9 protein-coding genes and 2 tRNA genes are annotated in these 13,848 nt (G+C 59.9%); 5 read left to right on the top strand and 6 right to left on the bottom strand.

What is annotated here, in order from left to right:
- The first annotated feature begins 16 nt into the window (after positions 1-16).
- Both BF99_RS0118545 and nuoN read left to right on the top strand, forming a co-directional pair.
- Positions 17-1,555 carry an NADH-quinone oxidoreductase subunit M gene (locus BF99_RS0118545; protein WP_025772316.1) on the top strand — a complete coding sequence of 513 codons (1,539 nt, stop codon included), beginning with the start codon at positions 17-19 and terminating at the stop codon, positions 1,553-1,555.
- Between the two features lie 46 nt (positions 1,556-1,601).
- Positions 1,602-3,071: an NADH-quinone oxidoreductase subunit NuoN gene (gene nuoN / locus BF99_RS0118540; protein ID WP_025772314.1), complete on the top strand. Its 1,470-nt coding sequence runs from the start codon at positions 1,602-1,604 to the stop codon at positions 3,069-3,071.
- Positions 3,072-3,229: 158 nt separating this feature from the next.
- Here the strand turns inward: nuoN and carB are convergent, their stop codons facing one another.
- The 6 genes from carB to BF99_RS23150 form a co-directional block, all read right to left on the bottom strand.
- Positions 3,230-6,514 (bottom strand): carbamoyl-phosphate synthase large subunit, encoded by a 3,285-nt coding sequence (carB, locus tag BF99_RS0118530; RefSeq protein WP_025772312.1) that lies wholly within the window; start codon positions 6,512-6,514, stop codon positions 3,230-3,232.
- Positions 6,514-7,647 carry a glutamine-hydrolyzing carbamoyl-phosphate synthase small subunit gene (gene carA / locus BF99_RS0118525; RefSeq protein ID WP_231471459.1) on the bottom strand — a complete coding sequence of 378 codons (1,134 nt, stop codon included), beginning with the start codon at positions 7,645-7,647 and terminating at the stop codon, positions 6,514-6,516. Before carA ends, carB begins: the two co-directional genes overlap by 1 nt.
- A 200-nt stretch (positions 7,648-7,847) precedes the next feature.
- Positions 7,848-8,840: an archaetidylserine decarboxylase gene (asd, locus tag BF99_RS0118515; protein ID WP_025772309.1), complete on the bottom strand. Its 993-nt coding sequence runs from the start codon at positions 8,838-8,840 to the stop codon at positions 7,848-7,850.
- Between the two features lie 107 nt (positions 8,841-8,947).
- Positions 8,948-9,024: transfer RNA gene (locus BF99_RS0118510), tRNA-Arg, on the bottom strand.
- Positions 9,025-9,200: 176 nt separating this feature from the next.
- A tRNA-Ala gene (locus BF99_RS0118500) sits at positions 9,201-9,276 on the bottom strand.
- A gap of 1 nt (position 9,277) precedes the next feature.
- Positions 9,278-9,436 (bottom strand): hypothetical protein, encoded by a 159-nt coding sequence (locus BF99_RS23150; protein ID WP_156013477.1) that lies wholly within the window; start codon positions 9,434-9,436, stop codon positions 9,278-9,280.
- A gap of 123 nt (positions 9,437-9,559) precedes the next feature.
- Between BF99_RS23150 and BF99_RS0118490 the strand changes: the two genes are divergently transcribed.
- Genes BF99_RS0118490 through BF99_RS0118480 form a run of 3 tightly spaced genes read left to right on the top strand, consistent with a single transcriptional unit; the run spans position 9,560 to position 13,284 of the window.
- Entirely contained in the window at positions 9,560-10,420 is an 861-nt protein-coding gene (locus BF99_RS0118490; protein WP_025772307.1) for an FAD binding domain-containing protein, read from the top strand.
- The gene (locus tag BF99_RS0118485) at positions 10,420-10,893 is read left to right on the top strand and encodes a (2Fe-2S)-binding protein (RefSeq protein WP_025772305.1); all 474 of its coding nucleotides are present in this window, start codon (positions 10,420-10,422) and stop codon (positions 10,891-10,893) included. The genes BF99_RS0118490 and BF99_RS0118485 overlap by 1 nt, the downstream gene beginning before the upstream one ends.
- 48 nt (positions 10,894-10,941) lie before the next feature.
- On the top strand, positions 10,942-13,284 hold the full coding sequence (locus BF99_RS0118480) for a xanthine dehydrogenase family protein molybdopterin-binding subunit (protein WP_025772303.1): 2,343 nt from the start codon (positions 10,942-10,944) through the stop codon (positions 13,282-13,284).
- Positions 13,285-13,848 lie beyond the last annotated feature (564 nt).

Raw genomic sequence — 13,848 nt, 5'->3', positions numbered from 1 at the left:
AAATGATGACGGAGAGATGATCGTGAATATCCCCTTGTTGAGTCTTTTGATATGGGCCCCGATCGCCGGCGGGGCTTGGATATTGATATCGGGGCGTCGCGATCGCAATCGTCCGGATCGGGATGATTCCGCGCGCTTGCTCGCATTGGTGGTTTCCCTGATCGTTTTCATACTATCGATTTGGATGTGGGCCGCCTTCGATCGGGAGGTGGCGACGGTGCAGTTCGTCGAGCGGGCCGCATGGCTTCCCGCCTTCGATATCAACTATCACTTGGGAGTGGATGGCATCTCGGTGCCGTTGATCGTGCTCACCACATTGATGACTGTGCTCGTGATCATCGCCGGGTGGGGGATCGGCACCAAGCAATCGCAATATATGGCCGCTTTCTTGATTCAGCAGGGGTTGATGATCGGTGCGTTTTCGGCCCTCGATTCGATCCTCTTCTATTTCTTTTGGGAGGCGCTGCTGATCCCGATGTTCTTGATTATCGGTATCTGGGGCGGGCCGCGCCGTATCTATGCCACGATCAAATTCTTTCTATATACCTTCTTCGGCTCGGTCTTGATGTTGATCGCTTTTCTCTATCTCCATTCCCAATCCGGTTCGTTCGCGATTTTGGATCTCTACGGTCTTCGCTTGGGGATGCAAGAGCAAGTTTTGATCTTCATCGCTTTTTTGATCGCCTTTGCGGTCAAGGTTCCGATGTGGCCGGTGCATACCTGGTTGCCCGATGCCCATGTCGAGGCTCCCACCGGGGGTTCGGTCATTTTGGCCTCGATCATGCTCAAACTCGGCGGCTATGGCTTCCTTCGTTTTAGTTTGCCGATGGTGCCCGATGCGGCGGCGGCGCTGGCTTCGACGATGATCGTTCTCTCCTTGATCGCCATCGTCTATATCGGCTTCGTCGCTCTGGTGCAGCCGGATATGAAGAAGCTGATCGCCTACTCGTCGGTCTCCCACATGGGATTCGTCACCTTGGGGATATTCGTCGCCTTTCCGATCCTGCTTTCCGATCCGCTGGATCACACCACCGCAAGCCTCGGAATCCAAGGTGCGATGGTGCAAATGATCTCGCATGGATTCATCTCCGGGGCGCTCTTTCTTTGTATCGGGGTTCTATACGATCGCCTGCACAGTCGCATGATCTCGGATTATGGCGGGGTCGCCCATCGCATGCCGGTATTCGCGGCGTTGGCGATGGTCTTTGCGATGGCCAATTCCGGGGTGCCCGGTACATCCGGATTCGCCGGGGAGTTCATGGTCATCCTCGCCAGTTTCAAAGCCGGGGCGTGGATCGCCTTTCTTGCGGCGATGACCTTGATCTTGGGCGCCGCCTATACCCTGTGGATGTATAAACGGGTCATCTACGGACCGGTGGCCAACGAGAATGTTCAATCGCTGACCGGCAGCACGCTACGGGAAAACTCGGTACTTCTCGTGTTGGCGCTGTTGGTGATCGTCCTCGGCGTTTGGCCCGCTCCCTTGCTGGAAACGATGGGTCCGAGCGTCGATCTCCTCATCGAAACTATCTCGCAATCGAAGATTCGAACATGAGCATGGATATCAAGATCGATTCGATATCGAGTACGGGTATCGGGCGATGAACGCCGTTCATTCGCTATGGCTGTCATCGCTCCCGGCGCTGGCCGAATTCTTTCTGCTGGCCGCCGGCTGCACGATCTTGGTGATCGATGCCTTTCTCGACAAGGGACGAGAGGCCATCACCTGCCGCTTGTCGCAGCTGGCGTTGGTCGTGACATTGGCGTTGGTCGTTGCGCTCTTTCCCGATGCCCGAATCACGGCCTTCGACGGCAGTTTCGTGAGCGATGTCATGGGAGGGCTTCTCAAGATATTCATCTTGCTGATCGTCATCGTCGGGCTCTTCTATCTACAAGCCTATCTCGACGAGCGGGGGCAGGCCCGGGGGGAGTATTTCGTATTGGTGCTTTTCGGGTCGCTCGGGATGCTGGTGATGGTCTCGGCGGGAAGTTTTCTCACCCTCTATCTCGGCCTTGAATTGCTCTCGCTTTCGCTTTATGCGCTGGTCGCTCTCAACCGGGAGTCGCCCTTGGCTTGCGAGGCCGCGATGAAGTATTTCGTCCTCGGTGCGCTGGCTTCGGGGATCCTGCTTTACGGGATCTCGATGATCTACGGCAGCACCGGGAGGATCGATTTCGCCGGGGTCTCGTCGGCTATCGGCGATGCCTCTTCGCTCTCTTTGATCACCCTTCTCGGTTTGGTCTTCGTCGTGGTCGGCATCGCCTTCAAATTCGGGGCGGTTCCTTTTCATATGTGGGTGCCGGATGTCTACGAGGGGGCGCCGGCGCCGATCACCATGCTGATCGCCACCGCTCCGAAGATCGCAGCCTTCGGCATGCTGATTCGAGCGTTGGGGGAGGGGTTGGAGTTCCTTTTCATCGATTGGATGCAGATGCTGACCTTCCTGGCCATCGCCTCTTTGGCCATCGGCAATGTGGTCGCCATCGCGCAGACGAATATGAAGCGCATGCTTGCCTATTCGGCGATCGCCCATGTCGGCTTCATCTTCATCGGACTATTGACCGGTACCCCCGGCGGCAAGGCGGCATCGATGTTCTATGTCATCAGCTATGCGCTGATGGCCCTCGGGGCGTTCGGGATGGTGATCTGGCTCGGGCGCAAAGACGGGGTCGGGGAGGCGGATCGGATCGACGATCTCAAGGGCATCATCGAGCGCAATCCTTGGTTCGCGCTGATGATGTTGTTCTTGATGCTGTCGATGGCCGGCGTGCCGCCCTTCGTCGGTTTCTGGGCGAAATTGGCGGTGCTGAGCGAAGCGGTCGATGTCGGAATGACTTGGTTGGCGGTGACCGCGGTGATTTTCTCCGTGATCGGTCTTTTCTATTACCTGAGGGTGGTCGGGTTGATGTTTTTCCATGCCCCCGAGCGCTCCGCGCCGATCGTTGCACCCAATACGGTCCGGCTGGTGCTCAGTATCAATGCCTTGGCGATCGTCGCCTTCGGTTTCTATCCCGATCTATTGATGGATATCTGTGTGCGTGCATTTCCCGGGTTGATGGCCGGGCAATGAAAACGCGATTCGTTCGCGCGGTCGATTCGAACGCGATCGATTCGAAAGAGAGATATGTCGGCAGGAGCGGAGTCGATCGGATTCGATAATAGGAGCGAAGATAAGGAGCGAGGGATAGCGAGGGATATCAAAGGTCGATCGGATGTGTGATCGGATGATCAGCCGGGAAACCATTCCTGCAAAGGAACGACATCCAAATCCTCGGCCTTCAAAGCCTCCATCGCAAGGACCAATGCCTCCGCTCCGGCGATCGTCGTATAGTGAGGAATGCGCTCGGCCAATGCCGATTGGCGTATCCCGATGCTGTCGGTGATGGCCCGGGCCCCGCTCGTGGTATTGATCACGAGCTTAACCTCACCGTTTCTGATGATATCCATACTGTTCGGGCGTCCCTCGTGGACCTTGTTGACCCCTTGCACTGTCAGGTCGGCTCGGCGCAGGGCGTCGGCGGTTCCGTGGGTTGCCATCAGGTCGTAGCCCATCTTCGAAAGACGTTCGGCCAAGCCGATGGCCCGTTCCTTGTCTTCGTCCCTCACGGAGATGAAAACCGCTCCTTGGGCCGGAATCTCGTTTCCGGCGGCGATCTGGGATTTGGCGAAGGCGCGGGCGAAATTCCGATCGATCCCCATCACCTCGCCGGTGGAGCGCATCTCCGGCCCGAGCAATACATCCACCCCGGGGAAGCGGGAAAAGGGAAAAACCGCTTCCTTGACCGATACCGGATGATCGTTGTCTCGATGATCGGCGGTGGTTTCGGTCTTCGGGGCGCGCTCGGACAAGGCCCCGGGGGGTAGATCGAAAGAGCGCAGCGGCACTCCGGCCATGACTTGAGAGGCGATCGCCGCCACCGGCACCCCGGTCGCTTTGGCGACGAAGGGGACGGTGCGGCTGGCCCGAGGATTGACCTCGAGCACATAGATCTCTTGCGCCTGAACCGCGAATTGCACGTTCATCAGCCCCTTGACCCCCAAGGCCAAGGCGAGTTGACGGGCTTGTTTTTCGACCTCGACGATCAACGCATCGTCCAACGACCATGGGGGGAGCGAACAGGCGGAGTCGCCGGAATGCACCCCGGCTTCCTCGACATGTTCCATCACTCCGGCGACGAAGACATCCTCGCCGTCGCATATCGCATCCACGTCGATCTCCACCGCATCTTTGAGGAAGGCATCGAGCAGCACCGGTCTCGATCCCGAAACATCGACGGCGTTGGAGATATATCTCAAAAGATGCGCTTCGTCGTGGACGATCTCCATCGCTCGTCCACCGAGCACGTAGGAAGGGCGGATGACGAGAGGGTAGCCGATACGCTCGGCCGCTTCCACGGCGCTTTCTCGGGAATGAGCGATGGCGTTTTCCGGCTGGCGCAACTTGAGTTCGTGCAGCAGGGCTTGGAAGCGCTCCCGATCTTCGGCGCGATCGATGGCGTCGGCCGGGGTGCCCAAGATCGGGATTCCGGCGCGAACGAGATCGTGGGCGAGTTTGAGCGGGGTTTGTCCGCCGAACTGAACGATGACCCCGGCCAATACCCCTCGACCTTGCTCGGTTTTGATCAGGGCGATGACGTCTTCGGGGGTCAGGGGCTCGAAATAAAGGCGGTCCGAGGTATCGAAATCGGTGGAGACGGTTTCCGGATTGCAGTTGACCATGATGGTTTCCCATCCCGCCTCGCGTAATGATTGGGAGGCATGGACGCAGCAATAGTCGAACTCGATCCCCTGACCGATCCGGTTCGGTCCGCCCCCGAGGATCACGATCTTGTTGCGGTCCGATGGTTCGGATTCGCACTCCCCGTCGAGCTCGAAGGATCCGTAGAGATAGGGGGTGCGGGAGGGGAATTCCGCCGCGCAGGTATCGACTCGCCGGTAGATCGGAGCGACCTCGAGGGCGTGGCGCTTTTGCGCGATTTCATCTTCGCAAAGGCCGGTCAACTTCGCAAGGCGAGCATCGGAAAAGCCCATGCGCTTGATCGCCGAGAGCCGGTAGCGATCCTCCGGCAGGCCTTTTTCACGCACCTCCTCCTCGACATCGACCATTTCCCGGATGCGCTCCAAGAACCAAGGATCGTAATGGCTGACCGCATGGATCGATTTCAGATCCGCACCGGCGCGAAAGGCCTGGGCCACCAATAAAAGACGATCCGGCCGCGTATTCGCCAATGCCTCCAAGATGCCTTCTCGATCATCGGGTCCGGTCGCTCCCTCGGGCACTCTATCGTCGAAGCCATCCAAGCCGATCTCCATCGAGCGCAAGGCCTTTTGCATCGATTCGATGAAGTTGCCCCCGATCGACATCGCTTCGCCGACGGATTTCATCGAGGTCGTGAGCGTCGAGTCGGCGGCCGCGAATTTCTCGAAGGTGAAGCGCGGTATCTTGGTTACCACATAGTCGATGCTCGGCTCGAAGGAGGCGGGGGTGATCCCGGTGATATCGTTGTCGAGCTCGTCGAGGCGGTAGCCGACGGCGAGGCGGGCGGCCACTTTGGCGATCGGGAAGCCCGTCGCTTTGGATGCAAGGGCGGATGAGCGCGAGACTCTGGGGTTCATCTCGATGATCACTTGCCGCCCGTCGGCGGGATTGACCGCGAACTGCACGTTGGATCCGCCGGTATCCACCCCGATCTCGCGCAAGACCGCGATCGAGGCCTCGCGCATGCGCTGATATTCCTTGTCGGTCAGGGTGAGAGCGGGGGCGACGGTGATCGAATCGCCGGTATGCACCCCCATCGGATCGACATTCTCGATGGAACAAACGATGATGCAGTTGTCGACCCGATCGCGGACGACCTCCATCTCATATTCCTTCCAGCCGAGCAAGGACTCCTCGATCAAGACCTCTCCGGCGGGGGAGGCGGAGATGCCCCTTAGGACGATCTCCTCGAATTCCGCTCGATTCCAAGCGATCCCGCCGCCGGTTCCGCCCAAGGTGAATGAGGGGCGGATGATCGCGGGCAAGCCGACGAAGTCGAGGGCTTCCATCGCCCCCGCCAACGAATTCTCGACCCGACTGAGCGGACTTTCGAGCCCGATTCGATCCATCGCCGCCCGAAAGAGCTGACGATCCTCGGCTTTTGCGATCGATTCCCCGCGCGCTCCGATCAGCTCCACACCGTATTCGGCCAAGACCCCTTCGCGCTCGAGATCCAAGGCGACATTGAGGGCGGTTTGCCCCCCCATCGTCGGCAAAATGGCGTCGGGGCGTTCGCGCTCGATGACGCGACGCACCATCTTCGGCGTGATCGGTTCGATATAGGTGACATGGGCCGTTTCCGGGTCGGTCATGATCGTGGCGGGATTGGAATTGACCAAGATGACCCGATAGCCTTCCTCGCGCAGGGCCTTGCAGGCTTGGGTGCCGGAATAGTCGAATTCGCAGGCCTGTCCGATCATGATCGGACCGGCACCGATAATCAAGATGGATTCGAGATCGTCGCGAGCGGGCATCAGCCTTTCCGGGATGAGCGGGCGTCGTCGATGGCATCGACGAAGCGCTGGAAGAGGTGGTGGCTATCGTGGGGACCCGGGGAGGCTTCCGGGTGGTGTTGCACGGAAAATATCGGACGGCCCTCCACCCGCAGCCCCTCGTTGCTTCCGTCGAATAGCGAGACGTGGGTTTGGATCACCCCCGAGGGGAGGCTATCGGCATCGACTTCGAAGCCGTGATTTTGGCTGGTGATCTCGATTTGGCCGGTTTCGATATCCCTGACCGGGTGATTCGCTCCCCGGTGGCCATGGTGCATTTTTCGGGTGCGGGCGCCCAATGCAAGGGCCAGCATTTGATGCCCCAAGCAGATACCGAAGATGGGCAGGTCGCATTCGATCAGCCGGCGAAGGGTGGGCACTGCATAAGCGGCGGTCGCCGCCGGATCTCCGGGGCCGTTGGAAAGAAAAATTCCATCCGGACGCTGGGCCAGGATATCGTATTCGGGCGTATTTGCAGGCAGGACCGTCACGCGACAACCGAGCGTGGCAAGGCATCGCAGAATATTGTGTTTGGCTCCGTAATCCAGCGCCACCACATGCCGTTCGGGGGATTCCATGACCCCATAGCCTCGGTCGGGCTTCCAAGCGCTTTGGCGCCATGGAAGTTCTTCGGCGGTGCTCACCTCGCCCGCCAAATCCATTCCTTCGAGTCCGGGCCATGCGCGGGCCAGCTCGTGCAAGGCCTTCGGATCGATCTCGGATGCGTCCTCGGCATGAATCAAGGCGCAGGAGATGGCGCCTCGGTCTCGCAGCCTTCGCACCAGTTTCCTCGTATCGACATCGGTGATCGCCACCAAGCCGTGTTTTTTCAGCCACTCATCCAAATGGCCTTGGGATCGCCAATTGGAGGGCTCGGTGATCGATGCGCGCAATACGCAGCCTTTCGCCACCGGTTCGTCGGTTTCGTGATCCTCGAGATTGAAGCCGGTATTGCCGATATGGGGGAAGGTGAAGGTGATGATCTGACCGGCGTAGGAGGGATCGCTCAATATTTCCTGATAGCCGGTCATCGAGGTATTGAAGCAAAGTTCTCCGACGACGGTTCCGACCGCACCGGCACCATGACCCCATAACAGCGTGCCGTCGGCCAGCATCAGTGCGGCATCGCATCCTCGAGGCCTCGATGGGGGTGGGGGAGGTGTCTCGCTTGAAGATGGTTTGCTCATGGCATTGTCTGGACTTCGTAGTTTCGTTCGGTGGGATGGATTATAAAGCGATCGGATGTCGACGGATGTCGAAAATCGGAAGGATCGATGGTTTTCGATCGAGGAACCCCCGTCGATCGTTCAAAGCCTCAATGAGGCGGGATTTCGCCGATGAGTCGGCCGATGCGCACCGACGTTCCGGCTTCCAATGCCGGGTGCGAGGTATCGATCGCTTCCGGATCGGTCGTTGCATCCGCACGCCAACGCACTCGCCCGTTGCCGAGAACCATCACCACCATCGAGCCCATGTTGAAACGACCCATTTCCCGACCCTTCTCGATGACGATCGGGATCTTGCCGCCTTTCGATCGATCGTAGGATCGGAATGAAGGTCGGCGTCTCGTCGATGGGGCGACCGCCTTGCACCACGTTTGTTCGATGCAGCCGACGAACAAGGCGCCGACCAATACCATCGCCAACGGTCCGATCTCGGTATCGAAAAAAGAGACCACTCGCTCGTTGCGGGCGAAGACGCCATCGACGGCCCCGGAGGCGCGAGGATTGACGCTGAAAAGACTCCCCGGGACATGTACCATCGCCCGTAGATGACCGGTGATCGGCATGTGGACGCGGTGGTAGTCCTTGGGCGATAGGTAGAAGGTCGCGAAATGTCCTCCTTCGAATCCTCGCCGATCGAAGGTCTTGGCGAACTCGGCAAGGGCGTCGATATCCCCTTCGATGTTTTCGGTCGATTTTCCCCGCTGATCATCCGGACCGTCATGATTCGGGTCATCGAATAAAAACCCTCCGAAGAGATCCGACAACGAGAAGCGATGTCCCTTGGATCGGATGATGCCGTTCGCTCGGACGATCCCCGTTTCCAAGACCCTACCGTCCACCGGCGATACGATGCCTTGGGCGCTGCCATCGATGGGTCTGACGCCGGCGGTCAAAGATCGCGTGAAAAAGGCGTTGAAGTGCGGATATGCGCTCGGGGAAGGCTGCTCGGCGATGCTCATATCCACGCCGTAGCGGCGGATGAACCATCGGATCTGCCAATTCTTCCAAGGGCCGAAGCGAATCCGCGTCGCTCGCAGCATCAATCGCGACAATAGCCGCTGCAAATAGAAGCGCGGATTCATACGAGTGGGTACATGGCGAGAGAGCGATATCGAAAGGAGGGTCGACGACGAGATTGCGTCGGCGGGGATAGGGTCGATAAGAACTAACGACGATGAAGGCGATCGACTGGCGCCCCGGACAGGATTCGAACCTGTGACCTTCCACTTAGGAGGCGGACGCTCTATCCATCTGAGCTACCGGGGCTCGGATCTTCGCTCGATATCGCGCTCGGCTTCGAAGGCGATATCGAGTCGCTCGGGGAAAATGCACGTCTTATCGAACAATCCTTTTTCGAACGAACCTTCGAACATTCCTTCGAACATTCCGCCCATTCGAGCGATCTTTGAAAATGGGCGGGATCGTCTCGATGTCGGCGGGGTTGGTGGAGCCGATGGGGATCGAACCCACGACCTCAGCATTGCGAACGCTGCGCTCTCCCAGCTGAGCTACGGCCCCGTCAGAAACCCGTTTCGTAAGAAACCGGCAAGGCGAAGTGTACTCTTTTAAGCGGGAATTCGCCAAGAGCGCAAAGCGAAAGGGTGGCGATATGTTTTGAATTTTCCGAACCCTTCGCATTCTCGGCATCGGCATCGATCCTTTGTTGCCCGATGTTCACCCGAATTTCCTCCGATCGCCGGCGGATCGAGACGAGTTCGGGCCTTTAAAATGCTATGCTTGAATCTTTGAATCTCGATCGAAGATCTGATTTTTCCAATTGATTCCATCAAGGAGAGGCCGCGTGCGATACGAATCGCCGGAAACGACCGAAGCCGCCGTCGAGTTGCTGGCGGGGGAGGGGCCGAGATGTCGCGTTCTTGCCGGGGGGACGGATCTGCTGGTTCAACTTCGGGCGGGGATGATTTCGCCCGAGCGCATCGTCGATATCAAACGAATTCGTGAAACGCAAGAGATACGGGTGGATGACGGGGCGCTGGTGGTAGGCGCCGCCGTCAGCGGGGCGGAGCTCGGGGAGCATCCGCAGGCGAAGGGGATTTGGCCCGGGGTGGTGGAAGCGGCGGAGCTCATCGGATCGACTCAGATTCAAGGACGGGCCACCTTGGGCGGCAATCTTTGCAATGCATCGCCGGCGGCGGATACCGTTCCGGCGCTGATCGCCGCCGGCGCCCGATGTCGGATCGCAGGGCCTCATGGAATGCGCACGATCCCGGTGGAGGATGTATGCACCGGACCCGGGCAAATCTCCTTGGGTGCAGGGGAGTTCGTTCTCGCTTTCGAATTCCCCGTCCGCCCGCCTCGATCGAGCGATGCCTATTTGCGATTCATTCCGCGCACGGAGATGGATATCGCCGTGGTCGGGGTGGGGATCAATCTCACTCTCGACGAGGGCGGGCACTGTGTCTCGGCGCGAGTGGCGGTCGGGGCCGTGGCTCCCACCGCGATCGTGGTGGAGAAGGCGGGGGCGACCTTGGTGGGTACCCGCTGCGACGAGCAAACCCTCGAAGCGATGGCGGCCGAGGTGCGCGCCGCTTGCCGTCCGATCGACGACAAGCGCGGCACCGCCGAATACCGCACCGCCGTCGCCGGAGTGCTGGCAATCCGGGCGACACGCATCGCCGTCGAACGAGCGAGGAATGCATGATGGCCAAATCCCACATCACGACCGTCATCAACGGTGATCCCACCGAGTTTCTGTGCGAAACCGAGCAGACCCTGCTCGATGTTCTACGAGACGAGCTGCATCTGACCGGCAGCAAGGAGGGCTGCGCCTCCGGGGATTGCGGTGCTTGTAGCGTGATCGTCGACGGTCGCCTAGTCTGCGCTTGTCTGGTGCTTGCGGTGGAGGCCCAAGACAAGACGGTGGAGACGATCGAGGGGATGGCCTCGGGCGAACGACTTCACCCGCTGCAAACGAAGTTCCTCGAACATGCGGCCTTGCAGTGCGGGGTATGCACCCCGGGATTTCTCATCGCCGCCAAATCCCTGCTCGAGCGCAATCCGGATCCCACGGAAAGCGAGGTGCGCTATTGGCTGGCGGGTAATCTTTGTCGCTGTACCGGCTACGACAAAATCGTGCGCGCCGTCCTCGATGCCGCCGCCGATATGCGCGGCTAGGTCGGGCGGCCGAAACGGGCTAATCGGATCGATAAGGAGATCGGGCGTATGAAAGGTGAAGCGGATTCCGCTGTGGATCGATCGAAGGCGAAGGATGGTCCGGCCGGCGGGAGCGAGACGGGGGGAGAGAAGGGCGATACCCCTACCCGTTGGATCGGCACTCGCCCGGTACGCCCCGACGGCGTCGACAAGGTCACCGGGAGGGCTCGCTTCGGCGCCGATGTGCATTTGCCCAATATGTTGGTAGGAAAGGTGTTGCGCAGCCCCCATGCTCATGCCCGCATCCGCTCGATCGATGCGAGCGCGGCTTCGGCGCTGCCCGGGGTCAAAGCGGTGATCACGCGAGACGATTTCGAGGACAGGCCTTCGGAATTCGTTCCCGCAGGGGAGATGCTGGTCAATTACCGCGATATGGTGCGCAATGTGATGGCGCGGGAAAAAGCCCTCTACGAGGGTCATGCGGTGGCTGCGGTGGCCGCGGTCAACGAGAGGATCGCAAGGCAAGCGCTATCGATGATCCGAGTCGCTTACGAGCCGCTTGCGCATGTCATCGATGTCGACGAGGCCATGGCCCCCGATGCTCCGCTGGTGCATGAAGATCTGATCACCGCCGGGGTGGAGCCGCCGCCGACGGCACCCTCCAATATCGCCAAGCGGATCGAGTTCGTCCATGGCGATGTGAGCAAGGGTTTCGCCGCCGCCGATATCGTCGTCGAGCGCAGTTTTCGTACCTGTCCCGTCCATCAGGGATATATCGAACCCCATGCCTGCGTTGCCAGTTTTTCCGAAGATGGGCAGGCGGATCTTTGGTGCAGCACCCAAGGTCATTTCGTGGTGCGCGGCCATTGCGCCAAGTTATTGGGGATGGAAGTCTCGAAATTGCGGGTCATCGCTTCCGAAATCGGCGGTGGTTTCGGGGGCAAGACGGTGGTCTACTTGGAGCCGCTTGCGCTCATGCTCTCGCGCAAGAGCGGTCATCCGGTGAAGATGGCGATGACCAGAGAGGAAATTTTTCGCGCCACCGGTCCCGCCCCCGGGACCCATATCCGGGTCAAGGTGGGAATGCGCAACGACGGGCGTATCGTTGCCGGCGAGGCCGAATTGAAATACCAAGCCGGAGCCTTCCAAGGTTCTCCCGTGCAGGCCGGCTGCATGTGCGCCTTCGCTCCTTATGATATCGAGCATGTCAAGGTGATCGGCCACGATGTGGTGGTCAATCGCCCGAAAGCGGCGGCTTATCGCGCCCCCGGGGCTCCGCAATCCGAATTCGCCGTGGAATCGGTGATCGACGAGATGGCGCGGAAGATCGGCATGGATCCGCTACAACTGCGCTTGGCCAATGCGGCGAAGGAGGGGGTGAAAGCCGCTTACGGGCCGACTTTCGGGCCGATCGGTTTGGTGGAAACCTTGGAGGCGGCCCGCGATCACCCGCACTATCGAGCGCCTTTGGCCCCGGGGCAGGGGCGGGGGATCGCCTCCGGCTTTTGGTTCAATATCGGAGGCCAAACCTGCGCCACCCTCAACTTGGGCGAAGACGGGACCGTGGCCCTCGTTGCCGGCACTCCGGATATCGGCGGTTCGCGCGCATCGCTGTGCTTGCAGGCTGCGGAAACCCTCGGAGTGGATGCGACGCGAATCCGTCCTCGGATCGGCGATACCGCAACCTTGGGCTATACCTTCCTCACCGGGGGTAGCCGCACCACTTTCGCCAGCGGAATGGCGGTGATCGAGGCCGCCAACGACATGATCCGTCAGCTTCGAAAGCGGGCGGCGATGATCTGGGATATCGATGCGGATGCGGTTCGATGGGTGGACGGCGAAGCCCGACCCGCCGGTGCCAATGCCGGGGAATTCACTCCTTTGTCGTTGGCCGAGATTGCCGGCAGTGCGGGAAAAACCGGAGGCCCGATTGTCGGGCGAGCGCAGATCAACGCCCAAGGGGCCGGTCCCGGTTTCGGGACTCACCTCGTGGATGTGGATGTCGATCGGGAAACGGGACGAGTCAGCATCCTTCGCTATACCGTGATTCAAGACGCCGGGCGGGCGGTGCATCCCGATTATGTCGAAGGGCAGTTGCAAGGCGGGGCGGTGCAGGGGATCGGCTGGGCCCTCAACGAGGAATATATCTACGATGATCGAGGTCGTCTGCAAAATCCGGGCTTCCTCGACTATCGCATTCCGGTTTGTTCGGATGTGCCGATGATCGATACGGTCATCGTCGAGGTGCCGAACCCTTCGCATCCTTATGGGGTGCGGGGAGTCGGCGAAACCCCCATCGTGCCTCCGATGGCGGCCATTGCCAATGCGATCAACGATGCGCTGGGGATTCGCTTTACGGATCTGCCGATATCCCCGCCCAAGGTATTGAAATCATTGCGGGAGATCGGGTAGGGCTAAGAGAGCGTCGGTCGCAATGAATCGCCCTGAGGGTCGAGTGGACGTGCCCATTGGATCGCATGGCTGCTCGGGTTTTCGCCGTGGGTGGCGGTCGATGTATCCAAGGTGATGGGTGAAAGGATGCACCGGCTTTTCGACGCCGGCAACGACGACCCGAGTGAATATGGGAGGGTCTTTCGGGGGGTCGGTGCCCGATACTGTCAAGCCCCGCGGTAATGGGTGATCGACCTATCGCCGTTGATTATCCCGGCCCTCGATCCGATGATCCCGGTGTTATCGAATCCACCGATGATCGGAGTTGGCGCACCGAGCCTTCTCCGTATGGAGAGCACCGCTTTGTTCCCGCCGGCCATCGGATGGCTCGGCGGGACGGTCTTTACTGTCTTTGCCTGCCGGCTCGGCGAGATAAAGATGCGGTCGGTCGGTGGGGCTCGTTTCAGTTCCCGCCGAATGAGCCGCCGCTCGCGCTGTTGTTGACCAAAGCTCTTCCGCCACCGGTTCGGGTCAGAATCTGCACGCTGAATGGATTGTCGGCGCTGACCTCGCAGGTGACACCCA

Source organism: Thioalkalivibrio sp. HK1 (assembly GCA_000583135.1).
Classification (GTDB): domain Bacteria; phylum Pseudomonadota; class Gammaproteobacteria; order HK1; family HK1; genus HK1.
This window is presented reverse-complemented; position numbering and strand designations above follow the sequence as displayed.

Bases quoted from the DNA above. Each gene is read 5' to 3' on its own strand.
- carB (WP_025772312.1), bottom strand. From the start codon at position 6,514: ATGCCCGCTCGCGACGATCTCGAATCCATCTTGATTATCGGTGCCGGT.
- carA (WP_231471459.1), bottom strand. From the start codon at position 7,647: ATGCTGGCCGACGGCACGCTGTTATGGGGTCATGGTGCCGGTGCGGTC.
- BF99_RS0118480 (WP_025772303.1), top strand. From the start codon at position 10,942: ATGAAAGGTGAAGCGGATTCCGCTGTGGATCGATCGAAGGCGAAGGAT.
- BF99_RS0118485 (WP_025772305.1), top strand. From the start codon at position 10,420: ATGGCCAAATCCCACATCACGACCGTCATCAACGGTGATCCCACCGAG.
- asd (WP_025772309.1), bottom strand. From the start codon at position 8,840: ATGAATCCGCGCTTCTATTTGCAGCGGCTATTGTCGCGATTGATGCTG.
- nuoN (WP_025772314.1), top strand. From the start codon at position 1,602: ATGAACGCCGTTCATTCGCTATGGCTGTCATCGCTCCCGGCGCTGGCC.
- BF99_RS0118545 (WP_025772316.1), top strand. From the start codon at position 17: ATGATCGTGAATATCCCCTTGTTGAGTCTTTTGATATGGGCCCCGATC.